9 protein-coding genes are annotated in these 17680 nt (G+C 69.3%); 3 read left to right on the top strand and 6 right to left on the bottom strand.

The features are described from left to right. Nucleotides 1-37: 37 nt before the first annotated feature. Nucleotides 38-9373 carry a DNA/RNA non-specific endonuclease gene (locus tag ACH35V_RS02570; RefSeq protein ID WP_395969867.1) on the top strand — a complete coding sequence of 3112 codons (9336 nt, stop codon included), beginning with the start codon at nt 38-40 and terminating at the stop codon, nt 9371-9373. Further along, nucleotides 9370-9906 carry an SMI1/KNR4 family protein gene (locus ACH35V_RS02575; RefSeq protein WP_395969868.1) on the top strand — a complete coding sequence of 179 codons (537 nt, stop codon included), beginning with the start codon at nt 9370-9372 and terminating at the stop codon, nt 9904-9906. Before ACH35V_RS02570 ends, ACH35V_RS02575 begins: the two co-directional genes overlap by 4 nt. Before the next feature lie 14 nt (nt 9907-9920). Here ACH35V_RS02575 and ACH35V_RS02580 read toward each other — a convergent pair whose 3' ends face one another. The 6 genes from ACH35V_RS02580 to ACH35V_RS02605 all read right to left on the bottom strand — a co-directional run bounded on the left by ACH35V_RS02580 (nt 9921) and on the right by ACH35V_RS02605 (nt 16986). Then, complete coding sequence (locus ACH35V_RS02580) at nt 9921-10544, bottom strand: acyltransferase (RefSeq protein WP_395969869.1); 624 nt, start codon at nt 10542-10544, stop codon at nt 9921-9923. 37 nt (nt 10545-10581) lie between these two features. Beyond that, nucleotides 10582-10803 (bottom strand): hypothetical protein, encoded by a 222-nt coding sequence (locus tag ACH35V_RS02585; protein ID WP_395969870.1) that lies wholly within the window; start codon nt 10801-10803, stop codon nt 10582-10584. Further along, complete coding sequence (locus tag ACH35V_RS02590; protein WP_395969871.1) at nt 10800-12221, bottom strand: glycosyltransferase family 2 protein; 1422 nt, start codon at nt 12219-12221, stop codon at nt 10800-10802. Before ACH35V_RS02590 ends, ACH35V_RS02585 begins: the two co-directional genes overlap by 4 nt. Nucleotides 12222-12259: 38 nt before the next feature. After that, a complete protein-coding gene (locus tag ACH35V_RS02595) occupies nt 12260-13996 on the bottom strand; it encodes a CDP-glycerol glycerophosphotransferase family protein (RefSeq protein WP_395969872.1) in 1737 nt (578 codons plus the stop codon). Between the two features lie 210 nt (nt 13997-14206). Next, nucleotides 14207-15625 carry an SDR family NAD(P)-dependent oxidoreductase gene (locus ACH35V_RS02600; protein WP_395969873.1) on the bottom strand — a complete coding sequence of 473 codons (1419 nt, stop codon included), beginning with the start codon at nt 15623-15625 and terminating at the stop codon, nt 14207-14209. 245 nt (nt 15626-15870) lie between these two features. Then, nucleotides 15871-16986 carry an acyltransferase family protein gene (locus ACH35V_RS02605; protein WP_395969874.1) on the bottom strand — a complete coding sequence of 372 codons (1116 nt, stop codon included), beginning with the start codon at nt 16984-16986 and terminating at the stop codon, nt 15871-15873. 215 nt (nt 16987-17201) lie between these two features. Here ACH35V_RS02605 and ACH35V_RS02610 point away from each other — a divergent pair, with 215 nt between their 5' ends. Then, a complete protein-coding gene (locus ACH35V_RS02610; RefSeq protein WP_395969875.1) occupies nt 17202-17642 on the top strand; it encodes a PGPGW domain-containing protein in 441 nt (146 codons plus the stop codon). The last annotated feature ends 38 nt before the right edge of the window (nt 17643-17680 follow it).

Here is a 17680-nt window from a genome sequence, read left to right on the forward strand (position 1 = left end):
GGGTCCGCGGACGCCGCCTCGTGACCGGGAGTGAGACATGGTGCGGCCAAACCGGCTGATCATCGGTGGCCGAGCCCGGCTGACCGGACGGTATTCGGTGTATTTCCGGATCGTCGCGGCCGCGCTCGTCCTGATGCTCGTCGCCACCCTCGACAGCAGCGGGCACGACGCCTTATCGGCGTGGCGGGGCTCACCGGACCCGCATGGGCCCAAGCAGACCTGGGGCTCGGCCGAGGGGCGCGGCGGCGACGTGGCCACCGGCGGGCGCAACCGCACCGAGCCGAAGTCGCTGCGATCGCAGTATCCGCTGGTAGCGCGGAAGGCCGCGCCGCAGCCGCCGCGGAACGTCGCCAGCGTGGCGCCCGCCCCGGTGCCCGAACCGCGGAAGGTGTCGGGTTTCGACGCCAAGACGAGCCGGGAACTGCCCGGACGCCGGGACGCCCATGCCCGCACGTTCGTCAACGCCGACGGCACCGAGTCCACCGAGTTCTCGCCCCGGCCGATCAACTACCGGCGACCAGACGGCTCGTGGGCACCGGTCGACACACGCCTCGTCCCGGTCGGCGGCACGTCCGGCACCGACGGCACGGGCGGCGCGCAGGGGTGGCGGAACGCCGCTGACTCGGTCGACATCCGGCTCGCGCCAGCCGCCGCCGGGGTGGCCGGTGCACCGGTTGTCCGGATGGGGCTGGGCGGCGGTCAAGAGATCGGCTATTCGATGCAGGGCGCCGCGGCCTCCGCCGGGAAGGCGGGGGAGCGGGGCGTCACCTATCCGGGTGTGCGCCCGGACACCGATCTGAAGATCGACGTCGGCTCGGGCGGCGTGAAGGAGACGATCGTCCTGCGGTCGCCGAAAGCGTCCGGCACGTTCGTCTTCCCGCTGTCGCTCAAGGGGCTGACGGCGCGGGTCGTCGGTGACCAGGTCGTGTTCGCCGACGCGTCCGGGCAGGCGAAGGCGGTGGTCCCGGCCGGTTCGATGACCGACTCGGCGGACGAGCCGGCGACGTCGGCGAAGGTGTCCTACAGCCTGATTTCGGTCGGCGGCACGCCCGCTCTCCAGGTGACGGCGGATCCGGAATGGCTGGCCGATCCCGCGCGGGTGTTCCCGGTCGAGGTCGACCCCAGCGTGGAGATCAGCGCGGCGTCCACCAGCCTGACCGTCAACGACGGCGGCCAGGTCGGCGGTGGCCAGGTGCTCACGGTCGGGTCTCGCTCGGCCGCCTACCTTGGTTTTCCTGGCCTGGACGACAGGCTGCGTTATCACAAGATCTTCGGCGCGTCGTTGTGGATGGTGAACTACGACGCGCAGACCTGCGAGTCGCGTCCGGTGAGCGTCCGGCCGGTGACCGAGGCGTGGGCGGGGAGCACCGGGCTGAAGTATCCGGGGCCGTCGGTCGGCGGGTCGCTGGTGCGCAAGTCGTTCTCCTATGGGTACTTCGAGTTCGGCTCGACGAAGTCGAAGTGTCCGACCAGACCGGTGACGTTCAATCTGGGCAAGGGCGGACGCGACCTGGTCCAGCGCTGGGCGAACGGCTCACAGCCCAACTACGGCCTGTCGGTGCGGGACGAGTCGTCCGACGGCCGCGGCACCAAGGGGTTCACCGGGCACGACACGCGGAACCCGCCGCGGCTGATCGTCACGCACAGCCCGTACAACGCCTCGTACGCGATCACCGACCCGGTGCCGAACCCGCCGGTGACGCAGGCGCAGAGCGGCAAGGTGAAGGTCACGGTCACCAACACCGGCGCCGAGACCTGGACGCCCAGCACGTACTTCCTCGCCTACCGGGTCTATGACAGCAAGGGCAAGCTGGTCACCCAGCAGCGTTCGGCGAACCTGCCCGGCAACGTCGCGCGCGGCGGCAAGGCGACGCTGGACGCGGTGATCAAGCCGCTGAAGCCCGGCACCTACTCCATCGATTTCACGATGGCGCACACGGGTGGGCCGGTGTTCACCGACGAGCAGGTCCCGCCGATCCGCCTGGTCATCAAGATCATCGACATCGCGCCGGTGCTGCAGGAGCTGTACCCGCCGAACGGGTACCAGGCCCCGACGCTGACCCCGCAGTTGTGGGCGACCGCCGTCGACCTGGACGCGCCGCCCGGCACGTCGCTGAGCTACAAGTACGAGGTCTGCGAGAAGGCCCCGGACGGCAACCCGGTCAACTGCTGGGATTCCGGTTACCTCCCCACCTACGCCTGGACGGTACCGGCCGGAAAGCTGTCGTGGAGCGAGACCTACCTGTGGCGTGTGATCGTCAAGGACGGCGGCAACGAGGTCCCCTCACCCCACGTGATGCTGCAGACCGCGATTCCGCAGCCGGAGCTCACCGCGCAGCTCGCCCCGGGGCAGGACCGCGAGTTCGAGCCGTCCTCGGGCAACTACTCCACCACTGCGATCGACGCGAGCGTGGCCACGGTCGGCCCGGAGCTGACGGTCGAGCGCACCTATAACAGCCTGGACCCGCGCCGCGACTCGCCGTTCGGGGCTGGCTGGACGACCCGGTTCGACATGCGGCTGACCGAGGACCGGGACGGCTCGGGCAACGTCGTCGTCGGATATCCGGACGGCCGGCAGGTCCGCTTCGGCAAGAACCCCGACGGCACCTACGCGCCGCCGATGGGGCGCCAGGCCACGCTCGTCGCCGAGCCGGGCAAGTGGAGGCTGACCGACAAGGCGGGGACGGCCTTCGAGTTCGTCAACGGCCGCCTGACCTTGATCACCGACGCGTCCAAGAACACCTTGCGCCTCACGTACGACCCGCTCACCGGGCTGCTCGCCAAGGCGACCGCGGCCGGTGACCGGACGCTCACCTTCACCTGGTCGGACGGCCATGTCGCGTCCGTCAGCACCGCACCGGTCGACGGAAGGGCGCTGACCTGGACCTATACCTACACCGGTGACCTGCTGACCAAGGTCTGCGGCCCGGCGTCCCGCTGCACCACTTACGACTACGCGCCCGGATCGCACTACCGGACGGCCGTGCTGGACGACCGTCCCGAGTCGTACTGGCGGTTCGGCGAGGACGAGGGCGCCGGCGCGGCGAGCCAGGTCGCGGTCAACCTCGGCAAGGACGTCGGGACGTACAGAAGTGTCACCCTGGGCGCGGACGGGGCGCTGGCCGGCACCGGCAACACCGCGGCCGGTTTCGACGGATCGTCCTCGCAGGTGCAGCTACCCGCCGGGACCGTGAAGAAGAGCCGGGACCTCGCCGTCGAGGTCTGGTTCAAGAACACGGGGACAAGTTCGGGCGGGCCGCTGATCGGCTACCAGGACAAGCCCCTGGACGCGGCGTCCGGGGTGGGCGTCCCGGCTCTGTACACCGGGTTGGACGGCAAGCTGCACGGGCAGTTCTGGAGCGGCGGGCCGATCTCGCCGATGGCCTCCACCAAGATCGTCAATGACGGCAAGTGGCACCATGCGGTCCTGTCGGCGATGGGCTCCACCCAGACCCTTTACGTCGACGGGCAGCAGGTCGCGACCCTCACTGGCCAAACCCCGAACCATCTGGCCCTCACCCAGAACCAGATCGGCGCGGCGTTCGCGTCCACGCCCGCCTCATGGCCCGGCTGGGGCGCCGCCCAACGCCGCTTCTACAACGGCACCATCGACGACGTCGCGGTCTACCACCATCCGCTCGGCCCGGAGCAGGTCGCGACCCACTACAAGCAGGGGCTGACCGCCGCCGATCAGCTCACCAAGACCACGCTGCCGAGCGGGAAGACCGCCTCCGAGGTCGACTACGACACCGAGCAGGACCGCGTCGGCGAGTACACCGACGGCAACGGTGGAACCTGGAAGATCAAGACCCCGACCGTCTACGGCGGCGGCACCGACCTGCGGCGCGCCGTCGAGGTCCGTGACCCCGCGGGCCGCCCGCACCTGTACGAGACTGACGCGCTGACCGGCCAGATACTCCGCGTCGGGATCCCGATGGGCCTGGACGTCCGGGACGAGGACAAGCAACCCGCCACGCCCACCGCGACCCCGTCCCCCACCCCCACCTACGTGTGCACGACCCCCGACCCGGGAGACCCGAGCTTCTGCACCAACCTGCCCGGCAACACCGGCGGCGTCCCAGACTGGATGGGCATGACGCTCGCCGGGATGGGCATCCGGACGTTCGGCTACGACGACAAGCGGCACCCGGTCACCATCACCAACGAGAACGGCGACTCGGTCAAGCTCACCTACGACGACCGGGGCAACACCCTGACTCGCACGGCGTGCCGGACCAAGGACGTCTGCCACACCGCCTACTACACGTTCCCAGCCGTCACCAACCCGGCCGATCCGCGCAACGACCAGCCGATCGCCTACCGCGACGGCCGCTCCACCAGCGCCACCGACAACCGCTACAAGACCGGTTACACCTACATCTCGACCGGCCAAGTGCAGACCCAGACCAACCCTTCCGGTGGCGGCCAGGTCGGCTATGCCTACACAGTCGGGGGCGAGACCGCGGTCGGTGGCGGGACCATGCCCGGCGGCCTGCTCCGTACCGAAACCGACCCGCGTGGCGCCGTCACCCGCTACGCCTACACCAGCGCGGGCGACCTGGCCCAGATCACCGATCCGTCCGGCCTGGTCACCACCTACACCTTCGACGCCATCGGACGTCGCAAGTCCGTCACCAAGACCTCCGACAGCGTCCCCGCCGGAGCCACCACCCACTACGGCTACGACGACTGGTCCAGCCTCACGAGTGTCACCGAGCCCGCCACCACCAACGCCGTCACCGGCACAGTCCAGCAGCAGCGCACCGACTACGCCTACGACCCCGACGGCAACCTGATCAGAACCCAGGTGTCCGACACCGCCGGCGGCGACCCCCGCGTCACGACCTACGACTACGACGACCACAACCTCGTCGAACGCGTCACCGACGCCTACGGCCACGAAACCGGCTACGACCATGACCGCTTCGGCAACCTCACCGCCCTCGTGGACGCGGCCGGCAACCGGTTCGAGTACGCCTACACCGCCCGCAACATGCTCGCCGAGACCCGGCTCCGCGACTTCGACGGCGACCCCGATGGCGCCCCCGACTCCGGTGACCATCTCGTCGTCGAAGCGCGCGCCTACGACTACGCCGGACGCCTCGTCGCCACCACCGACGCGATGGGCCGCCGCACCGAGTTCACCTACTACGGCGACGACCTGCCGAAATCGGCCGTCCTGAAGAACTTCCGGAACCCCGACGGCACCAAACGCGACTTCGTCCTGTCCACCGTCGAGTACGACGGCGCAGGCAACCCCACCAAGATGGTCGCCGACAACGGGAAGAACACCGTCCAGAACGTCTACGACAACGTCGGACGCCTCCAGACCTCGACCCTCGACCCGACCGGCCTCGCTCACCGCACCACCTATCGCTACGACGCTGGCGGCAACGTCACACGAGAGACCGTCGGCGGCGCGCCGTCCAACGTCCCCTGGCCGACACCCGTCGACGGCGAGACGACCGACTACACCTACGACACTCCGGGGCGCGTCACCGCGCGGACCGTCACCGACGGCACCACGTCACAGATCACCTCGTTCGCCTACGACCAGCGCGACCTCCTCACCTCGGCGACCGATCCCCGAGGCAACGCCGTAGGCGCCGACAAGCCCGCCTACACCACCACCTACAGGTATGACGAGATCGGTCGGCAGATCGCCGTGGCATCGCCGCCCGTCGCCACCGAGTCAGGCGGGAACCCTCCGACGACCACCAGACCGGAGACCGTCACCGGCTTCAACGCCTTTGACGAGCCCACCGAGTCCCGTGACCCGCTCGGCATCATCACGCGCACCGAGTACGACCGCCTCGGCCAGCCGGTCAAGGAGATCGCGCCGTCCTACATCCCGCCGGGCTCGGCCACCCCGCTGACCCCCACCGCTACGACGTACTATGACCCGCTCGGACGCGTCGAGAAGGTCACCGACCCCCTTCGGAACGAGACCCGCTACGCCTACGACCGCCTGGGCCGCCTGCAGACGCTCGACGCGCCGGGCAAGACCAACGACGACCGGTCGAAGTGGAACTACACCTACACCCGCACCGGCGAAGTCCTATCGACCACCGACCCCAACGGCGCCCGCACCGAAGCCACCTACGACGACCTCGGCCGCCCGGTCACCGCCACCGAGCTCGAACGAATCCCCGCTCCCGCCGCCTACACCACCCGCAACACGTACGACGACGCCGGCAACCTCCTCACCAGCACCTCACCGACCGGCGCCAAGACCACCGCGACCTACGACAGCACGAACCAGCTCATCAGCACGGTCGACCCGGCCGGAACGCGTACCGAGCTCGGCTACGACGACCTCGGACGCCAGATCCGCACGAGCGACGGCCTCGGCCGCACCGGCAGGCTCGACTACGACGTGCTCGGACGTCTCGCCAGCGCCGCCGACCTCAACCCGGACGGCACCCAGGCACGCCGCACGTCCTACCACTACGACCTCGCGGGCAACCTCACCAGCGTCACCGACCCGCTGAACCACACCAGGACGTTCGCCTACGACGCCCTGAACCGCCTTACCCGACAGACCGAACCCGTGACCGACACCAAGTCGATCACCACCACGTTCGGCTACGACACCGCCGGAAACCGCACCCGCTTCACCGACGGCCGCGGCAACGACACCGTCTACACGGTCAACTCCCTCGCCCTGCCCGAGTCGATCATCGAGCCGGCCACCGCCGCGCACCCCGATCCTGCGCAGCGCACCTGGACCAGCGCCTACGACGCGGCCGGCAACCCCGTCAAGGCCACCGCACCGGGCGGGATCGTCCGCGAACGCATCTTCGACACCGCCGGACGCCTGCTCACCGAGACCGGCTCCGGCGCCGCGCCGACGCCGGAGCGGACCTTCGCCTACGACGCCGCCGGACGCCTCACCAAGGCGGGCTCCAACACCTACGCCTACGACGACCGGGGCCTGCTCACCTCCGCCGAAGGCCCGTCAGGCACCGCGACCTGGGCCTACAACGGCGACGGCCAACCCACGACCCGGACCGACGCAGCAGGAACCGCCGCCTTCGGCTACGTCAACGGCCGCCTTCGGACCGTCCAGGACGGCCTCACCGGCACGACCCAGACTCTCGGCTACAACGACGCCGGTCAGCCCAGCACGATCGACTACGGCGCCGGACGCGTCCGCGCCGCCGCCTACGATGATCTCGGCCGCCCCGCCACCGACACCCTCAAGAACGGCCAGGGCGCCACCGTCGCCTCCGTGTCCTACACCTACGACGACAACGACCAGACCACCGGCAAGACCACCACCGGAACCGCCGGTGCCGGCACGGAGACCTACGGCTACGACCAGGCCGGCCGCCTCACCACCTGGACCCGCGGCGGCGACACCACCGGCTACGAATGGGACGACGCCGGCAACCGCACCAAGGCCGCCGGCACGACCGCGACCTTCGACGAGCGCAACCGCCGCCTCACCGACGGCACCACCGGCTTCACCTACACACCTCGCGGCACTCTCGCGTCCACAACGACCCCCGGCACACCGGCCACGACCTACACTTTCGACGCCTTCGACCGGCTCACCAGCGCCGGAGGCACCACCTACACATACGACGCCCTGGACCGCGTCGCCACCCGCGAGGACGCCACCTTCGCCTACGCGGGCATGGGCACGGACCCCGTCGCAGACGGCCTCACCCGCTACGCCCGCGGCCCGTCCGACGAGCCCCTGGCCACCGCGCGAGGGCTGGACAGCCGCATCCTCCTCTCCGACAAGCACGACGACGTCTTCGGCACGTTCGATCCGGGCACTGCCCTCACGGCACTCACCGACTCGGTCTCCTACGACCCCTTCGGTAAGTCCACCGCGTCCACCGGCACCAAACCCGGGATCGGCTACCAGGGCGACTGGACCGACCCCGAATCCGGCCAGGTCAACATGGCCGCCCGCTGGTACGACCCGTCCGCCGGCGCGTTCACCAGCCGCGACAGCTGGACCCTCAGCCCGACCCCCGCCTCGGTCAACGCCAACCGCTACACCTACGCCAACGCCAACCCCAACGACCACACCGACCCCACCGGCCACGGGCCCGGTGTGGCTGTTGTCGGCGCTGTCGTCATCGGCGCCAGGGCCGGATATGTGGCGTGGCAGGGGTACTCCAGATGGAGCCATCTCATGGCTGCGGTCGCGGCTGTGGGGGGAGCGATTGCGAACTACGCTGCAAACCGAAACGGTGGCTCCCAAACCCTTCCTCAAAGCCGTGGCCTTCCAAGCTGGCTGTTTCCGGGCGCCAGATGCACCCGTCCACCGTGCTGGCCGGACGGACGGAACCACCCGGGCGGCGCCCCCGGAACCCGTGGACAAGGCTCCCCGAGCTGGCCAGGAGGGGGCGGCGGGGGCCTCACACCCGCGCAGCAGGCGGCGATCGCCCGTGCACAGGCCATCGCGAGGGCACGGGCGAGGACGGCGGCGGCCAAGCGCCGCGCGGCACACGATGCACGGACCAACGCCAGACCCCTCAACCCGGAGCTGCGCAGGCCGTCCTATGCCGATCCCGACTCCCGGATCTCAGGAGGCCCTGCCCGCAAACCCACGAAGGCCACGTCGCACAACGTGGTCCAGGACACTGCTCAATCCCTGGCGAACATCCGTGCCCGAGCCGTCCAAGAGGCAGGCTCGATCGTCGGCCAGACCTCCGTGGCCGCCTCCGCTCCGCCCGCCGCTCTGCCCGTCGAGATCCCTTCCGGCTTCGGCGGGGCTCCGCCCACGGGAACCGTCACGTCACCGGAACCTGAGAAGAATCTCATCCTTGTCCCTCTGGACCCCGGGGGATCTTCCTTCATCCATCCGGAAGCCGGGACGCAGGAAGAGACGGATCCGAAACCCCGCACACCGACCAGGAACGCCGACCAAGGCTGCCGGGCGTTCAAGCAGTATCAGCCACTCGACAGCGCGGGGCGGGCTACCGGCGCACGAGCCCAGTACTGTAATCGCCAGGACCTGAGCGGCGGATCAAAGGCCAACCCGTCGATCTTCCCCAGCGGCTGGCCCAGGAACGCCGCCGGTGCGCCAGACAACTCGAACAATGTCTTCTCTCGGGGGCATCTCATCGCTGATCAGCTGGGAGGTAACGGAGGAGATCCACGGAACCTTTTCACGATATACCAGCGTATGAATAATTCTTCGATGAAGATGTATGAGAATGCGGTACGCAAGGCCGTTGAAAACGACGAGCAGGTTTACTATGAGGTGCGGCCGGTCTATCTGGGCCACTCGGCGAGGGCTTCTGCGGTGCGTATGACCGCACGTGGTAGTGGCGGCCTGTTCTTTGACGTGACCATCCAGAATAGCAAGAGTAAGAGCAGCAAGCACAGGGTGATATTTCCATGGCTTCAATGAATCAGGTGGTTCGGCTTGTCGGTGAGCCCGTAAGGGTGCCGCCACCGGTGGACTGGCAGCGATTGAGAGAGCAGCTCGGGCTGCGCCTCCCCGGCGACTACATGGAGTTGTGCCGAAGGTATCCGCCGCTCCGGATCGACAACTTCATGGGGACCTTCCACCCCGTGGAGGATTCGGAGGGGGAGAACCTGGTGTCATGGGCGGAGGACATTTTGGGAGCTGCCGAAGATCTCAATGAAGAGTTCCCTGATCTCGGGCTCGTGCCGTTCTCGCTTTACCCAGCGGAGGGTGGGCTGTTCCCCTGGGGCGTCACGGACAACAGTGACCATCTGTTCTGGCGGACGAAGGGTGACCCTGACACCTGGACGATCGTCGTGGCGGGCCATTCATACGCCGAAGGCGAGTGGTGGGAGTTCGACGGTTCCATGACCGACTTCATTGTGGGGATCATGAATCGAGAGGTCATCTGTCCGGTCCTGGCCTCGGAATTCCCGTCCGTGGACGCCAAGATCGTGCAGGTACCGCTCCCCTAGCATCAGGTGGAGGCTCAGGATTCCTTCTCGGTGAGGAGCGTTGGGTCGGAGTCGTTGCCGGTGGGGGTCTCGATGTAGTGGGCGCCTGTGCGGGGGCACTCCCATGTTCCCGGCTTGTCTGGGAGTTGGGTTAGGCGGGCGCCGGAGCGGCCTACCCAGCCGATTTGGCGGGCGGGGACGCCGACTACAAGGGCGTAGTCGGGGACGTCGCGGGTTACCACTGCGCCTGCGGCTACCATTGCCCAGCGGCCTATTCTTACTGGGGCTACGCAGACGCTGCGGGCGCCTAGGGACGCGCCTTCGGCAACGTGTACGCCTACTGCTTCCCAGTCGCCGCCTCGCTTGAGCTTGCCGTCCGGGTCGACCGAGCGGGGCTCGCGGTCGTTGGTGAGGACGACGGCGGGGCCCACGAACACGCCGTCCTCCAGTACGGCTGGTTCGTAGACGAGCGCGTGGTTCTGCAGCTTGACGTTGTCGCCGATCTGCACGCCCGATCCCACGTAGGCGCCGCGGCCGACGATGCAGCCCGCGCCGAGCCGAGCGTTCTCGCGGACCTGGGCGAGATCCCAGACGGTCGTCCCGTCGCCGAGCTGCGCGGACGAGTCCACCTGAGCGGTCGGGAGGATGCGGTGCGTCATGCGTTGCCTTTCTGGCGGACGTGCGGCGGTGCGGCCATTATCCCGGTTTCCGGGACAGCCGCCGGAGGCCCGCCACCCGCTGCTTCAGCGGATCGGAGATCCGCACCCGCAGCCGGTTCCCGGACTCCAGGCAGGCCCCGGCATTCGGAGGATCGCGAAGGTCCGGCTCGCCCCCGAGCTGCAGCACGAGATCTCCTCGTCCGCGCATCGGCAGGCCGCAGACGAGCCGTGCGCCGTCCTCCGGATGCGTGACGATCATGCTCGGGACGTGTGTGCGGTCGGCTTGCGGATGGGAAAGTTTCGCACGTGCCCCTCGATGGCCACTTCCAGGGTGACCGTCCAGCTACCGTCCGGCCAGGTCATGGGGTGGAGTGCGGCTTTGTAGGAGGTGGCCATTCCGTCGTCGGTGCGGTCTGCGGGGGTGGTGTCGCAGGCGACGTGCCGGGGGCCGTCGTTGGCGTTCAGGGTCAGGTGCAGGTCGGGGGTGCCCTCGTCGGTGTCGCGCACTATGACGGTGCCGCTGATCTGGAGGGCGTCGTCCGGCCAGGATGGGGGAGAGAGGCGATGTTCGATCGTCGGTGGCGTCGCGAGCTCGTAGCAGTCGTCCGGGATGCCTACGGACGCGTCCCGGAAGAACGGGTACTTCTGGTAGCAGCGGCCGTCCTCCAGGTGGAGGCGGGGACGCCCGGCGTTGTTGTGGAAGCCGAGGACGGTGTCGAGTTCCTCGGCGAGGTCGTTGAGCACGCAGTGGGCGATCACGCGGCGGACGGGGACGAGCTTTTCCCACAGTCCCGGGGTGAGCCACTTCTCCAGGAGGTCGCGACACGCGGAGTAGGTGACCTCGCGCTCGTCCTCGGGGGCGTGCGGGTACTGCCGTTGGAGCCGTCCGAAGATCTCTTGGTCGAGGTAGCGCCGGTGCAGCTGGTCGCGGATCGGGCCCGGTTCGGCGAACTGCGCGGCCTGGTCCATCGCCCGGGCGGTGATCGAGTAGATGTCGGCCATGCGGTAGTCGGCTATCTGGGTGTTGCTCGTTCCGTCCGCGCGCTCCGCCCAGAAGTAGCAGTCGTAGTCCGCCAGGATCGACACGGCCCGGGCGCGCAGGTGGGCGCCCGAGGTGAACAGCTGGTCCTCGTGCGCCCGGACGCCTTCGAGGAACCACAGCCCGGCGTCCTCGATCAGGGAGCGGCGGAAGAGCTGCATCGCCGCCATCGACATCCGCCAATAGAGGTCGGAGCCGGGTTCGAGGACGTGAGTGCGCTCGATCGTCTTCCCGAACATCCGGGGCGACCTGCGGCCGCCGACCCCGACCTGCTTGCCGAGGACGATGTCGGTGTCGTTGCGCTCGGCCATCGCGGTCATCCGCTCCAGCGCCTCGGGACCGATCCAATCGTCGGCGTCCAGAAAGTAGACGAACTCGCCGGACGCCACCTCCAGGCCCCGGTTGCGCGGCGCGCCGCAGCCGCCGGAGTTCGGCTGGTTGAAGACGGTCAGCTGCGCGTGGTCGCGGGCCATCTCGTCCAGCAGTTCGCCGCCGCCGTCGGTCGAGCCGTCATCGACGGCGATCACTTCGATTCGGTCGGGGGGCAGGGTTTGGGCGAACACCGACTCCAGCGCGTGAGCCACCGTGCCTCGGCAGTTGTACACCGCCATGATCACGCTGACCAGCGGTTGCGTCATGATGCCTCGGCAGTGTCGTCCGGATATCGGACGACACTTTATGCGTGGTCAGGAACCCGTGATGTCTGGAACCCGTACAGCGTGGACCGGGGGCCTGCTTCGGCCAACGTGTCGACAGCGGCGGCGAAGCGTGTCATGGCGTCCGGCTCCGCCGGGCCGAGCAGGTAGTCGCGGAGCCTGGTGCGCTCCTCGGCGAGCGGGTCCCGTCCGGGTGTCGTCGTGACCGCCAGGATATCCGCCAGCTCGCCGCAGCCCGGGCCGAGCAGGTAGGCGGCGGACGCGGACGGGAAGTCGGCGCGGAACTCCGCGTCGTTGGCGCCGTGCGGGTTGGTGACGACATACGGCTTCAGGCTCGGCATGTAGTCGGAGATCACGCTGGAGATGTCGGTGATGAGCATGTCCGACTGGTTGAAGCACTCGTGCAGCGACGCCTCGGCGCCGGTGACGGCCCGGTGTCCGCCCCGTCCCGTCTGGTTGGCCTTCTCGATCATCGCGATGATCCGGTTGTGCGCGGCGGCGGCGGACGCCATGCGGGTGCCGGTGTACGGGTGCGGACGGTAGATGACGCGCAAGCCCTGGTCCAGGAGGGCGCTGACGATCTTCTCGCCCATCGTGAGGAGCGAGCAGTAGCTGTGCTCGCTGTCCCAGCCCTCCCACGTAGGCGCGTACAGGACGGTCGGCACCTCGTTGCCGGTGGGGCCCGTGGCGATGCCCGTGAGCTGCGGCCGTCCGACCTCGACGATGGCCTCGTCGCGGACGCCCGCGTCGGAGTTGCGGTAGCGGTCGCGGCCCGCCGGACCGGCGACCCACACCTCGTCGAAGACCTTGCTGACCGGGTTGGAGCTGGAGTCCTTGTCGCTGTCGCCATGGCCGATGAACACGTGCTTGATGTCCGGTTCGCGGAGCAGGTGCAGGTTCTTGCCGGTGTTGCCGGTGTAGAGCGCGACGCGGACGGACGACCAGTCGAAGTTCATGACGTCCTCGGCACGCGAGACGCACACGACCGGGAGCCGCGTGAGGGCCAGCGCGGCCACGACCTCCGGCGTCCGGACGAGGACCATCGCCTTGCGGTTCAGCCGCTCCATCGTCTCCAGCCACATGTTGGCCTGGTAGGCGTTCACGGCCATGCCGGTGAAGTAGAGGACGACCTCGGGCTCGTAGGAGCGCACGCGGCGCCGCACGTCCCGTCCGGTGCGGCGGGCGTTGAGGAGGCTGCGTATCCGCCGCAGGTGCGGGATCTGCGCGGCGCAGGATGCCAGCGTGCCCGCCGCCGAGCCCAGCAGCCCGGCGATCAGCAGTTCCAGGACGTCCGCGAGCAGGCCGATGGTGCCGAGCAGGAGGGGGAGGACGTCGGCGTAGCCCTCGATCAGGATCACAAGGCGGACGTGCCAGGCGGGTTCGGCCTCGGGGTAGGCGGGTTCGCCCTCGCCCAGGTTGCGGGTGACGTAGGGGATCGTGTTGACGCGGCGGATCGTGGCCGCGCCGACCAGCGCGCCGGCGCGGAGCCAGTCGAGGGCGAAGAAGCCGATGGCGGCGGTCCAGATCGTGGCGTCGCCGACGCCGCCGGCCTGGACGAGGAGCAGCACGAACGCGCCCTGCCTGATCAGCACCCGGGCCCCGGCGCTCAGCTCGCCCCAGCGCAGCGGCCGGTCGGCGTCCGGGAACAGCCGGTAGACGACCGGCTCGGCGACGAAGCAGGCGGTCGCGGCGACCAGGAACCAGCCGGGCGATCCCGCCGCGGCCGCGACGGTCATCAGCGCGAGCGTGGCGGGCAAGGACAACACCGTGGAAAACCGCAGAAGCTTCGAGTACCGGGCGAGACGCCGCACGGCACACCTCCGTCTGGTCAGCGCGGCCCGGGGGGCGGCGAAGAAGGGTCGGGGAGCACCCGCCCGGTGACGGGGGCGGCGGGTGCGTGGAGAGGGAATGCTCGGGGAACGAAAAGGGGGCCGGGGTGGGGCTCAGCCGGTCGGGGTGGGCCTTCGTCAGCCGGGGCGGCCGCTGGTTAGCGGATCCTCGCGGCGCACGTCGATGACCTGGCCGGTGAGGCCGGACAGCAGCACGTTCAGGGACGTCCTGGCGACCTGGTCGGCGCTGAGCAGGCTGTGCGGGGGCTCTTCGCCGAAGGCCCGCGTCCGCATCGGGGTACTCGTCCGCTCGGGGTTGATGCAGTTGATGCGCACGCCGTCGGCGGACCACTCGTCCGCCAGGGCCTGCGTGAGGTTGACCGTGGCCGCCTTCGCCGACGAGTACAGGCTGTACTCGGCGCGTCCGCGCGTGTAGGAGCTGGACGTGTAGAGCAGCAGCTGCCCGCCGGTCTTGGCGAGGTACGGGAACGCGGCGCGGGCGATGTGGATCGGCGCGAGGTAGTTGACGCGCAGCGCCTCCTCGATCGCCTCGGGCTCGATGGTGTCGAGACGGCCGATCCGGAGCACGCCCGCCGTGTTGACGACGAAGTCGACGCGTCCGGTCGCCGCGTACGCCTGCGCGAGCGCGGCGGCGACGTCGTCCGGACGTTCCGCGTGGGTGCGGGTGGCGCCGCGGCTGTAGCCGAAGACGCGGGCGCCGAACCCCTGGGCCAGCTCCGCGACGGCGGCGCCGATGCCCTGGCTCGCGCCGAACACGACCACGGTCTTGCCGGTGAGGGCCTCGGCGTACTGGTCCTCGGTCAGGTCGGGGGCGTCGGACGAGGCGAGCTGGAACAGCTTGTCCGCGACGAACATGTCGACCGGCTCGGTGACCTTCATGTTGTGGTCGTCGCCGGGGACGACGTAGATCGGCGTGCCGGGCAGGTAGCGCAGCACCACCGAGCAGTCGTCGGTCGCCTCGAAGTCCTCGTCCTGCCAGGCCCTGTCGTAGGCGGCCCGGATGGTGGCGAGGCGGAAGCCCTGCGGGGTCTGGCCGCGGCGCAGGTTCGCGCGGCGGGGGACGTCGACGATGACGTCGTCGTCCACCTGGATGATCGTGTCGGCGGACGGGATCGCGACGTCCACGGCCAGGTGCTCGCGGAGCGCGGCCACGCAGTCGCGGATGATGCGCTGCGACAGCAGCGGGCGGACCGCGTCGTGGAACAGCACGTTGGTGGTGTCGGCCGGGTGGTCGGCGAGGGCGTCCAGCGCGAGCTGGGTCGTAGCGTTGCGGGACGTCCCGCCAGGGAGGACGGCGGTGACCTTCGTGCAGCCGGCCTTTTTCACGCATTCCGCGGCGTCCTGGAGGAAACCGGGGTTCATCAGAACGAAGATCTCGTCGATGTCGGGCGCCTCCTCGAAGACGCACAACGTGTGCTCCAGGATCGTCTTTCCGGCGATCTTCAGAAGCTGTTTCGGGGTACTGAGGCCCATCCGTTGCCCACTGCCACCCGCCAGGATGACGGCAACGGTCCGATGTTCGCCCTGCGGCGCCATGCCCAATGCGACCGTCCCTTGTTTCTGTCAGGCGGCCGTGACGGACCGCCAGGATGAAGCCGTTCAGTCACCGGTGGAATCCATGGGAGCGACGGGGCTGCGGCGCTGTGCAGGGCGTATGGATGCACACGGGGAGAACTGACGGTTAACTCTACCCGCTCTGGGGGAGAATGTAACGAATTCAGCGATCTTGCAGTTTCCCGTGATCGCGGTGTGACCGGTCAGAACTGTTGGCTACCGATCGGTCACTGCTTGCTGAACAAAGGCCGGATATCGGGCTCGACGGCCCAGCGCGTCACCCGGCGGACCGGGCCCGTGCACAGCAGCGTCGCGACGGCGCAGCACACCACCGCGATCACCAGAACGCCGGGAATGGTGTCGAGCCAGCCCGCCTCGTTCCACCCGGTGAAGGTGAAAAGGCGGGTGAGGAATCCGTGCAGAAGGTAGGCGTAGAGGGTCGCGGCGCCGAGGTCGGTGTACCACGTCCGCCGGGACGGGACGACGGCCAGGAACGCGGCGATGAGCACCAGGCCGGTGAGGAACAGCCCCATCCGCATCAGCGTGCCGGTCAGCTCGCCGACGCCCATGTCGGCGTTGGAATGCGTCCAGCGCACCCACCGCGCGTCCATGCGCGGGTACGCGACGAACATGGCGGCGAACCCGGCGGCCAGCGTCACGGCGCCGAGCACGCGGGCGGCGGGCCGCCGGACGATCTCCAGCAGCTCCGGCCGCAGCACGAGGCCCAGCACGTAGAACGGCATCAGCCCGAGGATCCGGTAGATGTCGAGCGTGCCGCCGAGGTCGCCCATGAACGCCAGCAGGCCGACCAGCACGGCCCCCGCCAGCGGGAACCTCGCCCGCCGCCAGATCGGCGTGAGCAGCCGCCAGACGAACAGCGCCAGCAGGAACCAGGTGATGTAGTACGGGTTCAGCAGCCCGATCTCGAACGGCCGGTCCCCGAACGCCCAGGCGAACAGCGCGTACGCCGTCTGGAAGAGCACGTAGGGGGCGAGGGTGGCGCCGACGAGCCGGACGGCCTTGTCGTCGGTGAGCGTGAACCGCTTCGACAGATAGCCGCTGATCATGACGAACACCGGCATGTGGAACAGGTAGAAGAAGTAGTACGTCGCCGAGGCCAGCGCGACGTCGTCCAGGCCCGCCATCCCGTGCCCGACCGCGACGAGCAGGATCGCGAGGAACTTGGCGTTGTCGAGGTGCGGATCGCGAGCCCGGGGAACCGCGGTGGCGTCCGCCGCCGCACGCGTTTCGGACGCCTGCTCGGGCGGGGGCTTGGACGCCTGCTCGGGCGCGCGTCGTGGCGTCGCCTCGCCCGTGACGGCGGCCTCGGGTGTCTGTGTCATCGGTGCTCTGAATCCTGAGAGGGGCTCGTGGAGCATATCCGACCAAATCGTGCAGACTCCGCAAATCCGCCGGTCACGGCCGTTCCGGGCCGGGCGGAGTGCCCGCGGGCGCGCGGCGGGCGGGAACGACACGATGCGCGTGCCCTCCGGCCCTCTTCACCAGAGAGGCCGCGGAAGATCTACGCTTGGGGCACGGCGGGGACGGGAGAGGAACCATGGGTTACGGCAGGCATGCCAAGCGCGGCGTGGTGCTCGTCGTCGGGAGCGTCGTCCTGGTGGCGGGCGTGGCGCTGCTCGTCCTGCCGGGGCCCGGGCTGCTGCTCGTGCTGGCGGGGCTGCTCATCCTCGCCCGCGAGTTCCCGGCGGTGGACCGCTATGTCGAACCCGTCCGGGACCGGGCCGTCCAGGCCGCGGAGGAGAGCGTGACCTCGTGGTGGCGCCTCACGGGCTCGATCCTGACCGGGCTTGCCCTGTTCGCCGCCGGGGTGGCGTGGGGGACGGTGCCGGAGTTGCCGCTGTCCGGATGGAGCACGGGATCGGGGCTCATCCTGTCCGGCTTCATCCTGTTCGGGTTGCTGTACTGGAGCTACCGGCGCGTCCGCGCGGCCGCGGCCGCGTCCGCCGAGCCGCCCGCGTCCGCCGAGCCGCCTCGCTGACCGCTTACGGCCACGCGCGGCCGTGACATCATCGCCCC

This window comes from Actinomadura sp. 1N219 (assembly GCF_044326405.1).
Classification (GTDB): domain Bacteria; phylum Actinomycetota; class Actinomycetes; order Streptosporangiales; family Streptosporangiaceae; genus Spirillospora.

Excerpts from the sequence above, each read along its gene's own strand:
- ACH35V_RS02585 (WP_395969870.1), bottom strand. The coding sequence starts at position 10,803 with ATGATCGTCACGCATCCGGAGGACGGCGCACGGCTCGTCTGCGGCCTG.
- ACH35V_RS02575 (WP_395969868.1), top strand. The coding sequence starts at position 9,370 with ATGAATCAGGTGGTTCGGCTTGTCGGTGAGCCCGTAAGGGTGCCGCCA.
- ACH35V_RS02590 (WP_395969871.1), bottom strand. The coding sequence starts at position 12,221 with ATGACGCAACCGCTGGTCAGCGTGATCATGGCGGTGTACAACTGCCGA.
- ACH35V_RS02605 (WP_395969874.1), bottom strand. The coding sequence starts at position 16,986 with ATGACACAGACACCCGAGGCCGCCGTCACGGGCGAGGCGACGCCACGA.
- ACH35V_RS02580 (WP_395969869.1), bottom strand. The coding sequence starts at position 10,544 with ATGACGCACCGCATCCTCCCGACCGCTCAGGTGGACTCGTCCGCGCAG.
- ACH35V_RS02600 (WP_395969873.1), bottom strand. The coding sequence starts at position 15,625 with ATGGCGCCGCAGGGCGAACATCGGACCGTTGCCGTCATCCTGGCGGGT.
- ACH35V_RS02570 (WP_395969867.1), top strand. The coding sequence starts at position 38 with ATGGTGCGGCCAAACCGGCTGATCATCGGTGGCCGAGCCCGGCTGACC.
- ACH35V_RS02610 (WP_395969875.1), top strand. The coding sequence starts at position 17,202 with ATGGGTTACGGCAGGCATGCCAAGCGCGGCGTGGTGCTCGTCGTCGGG.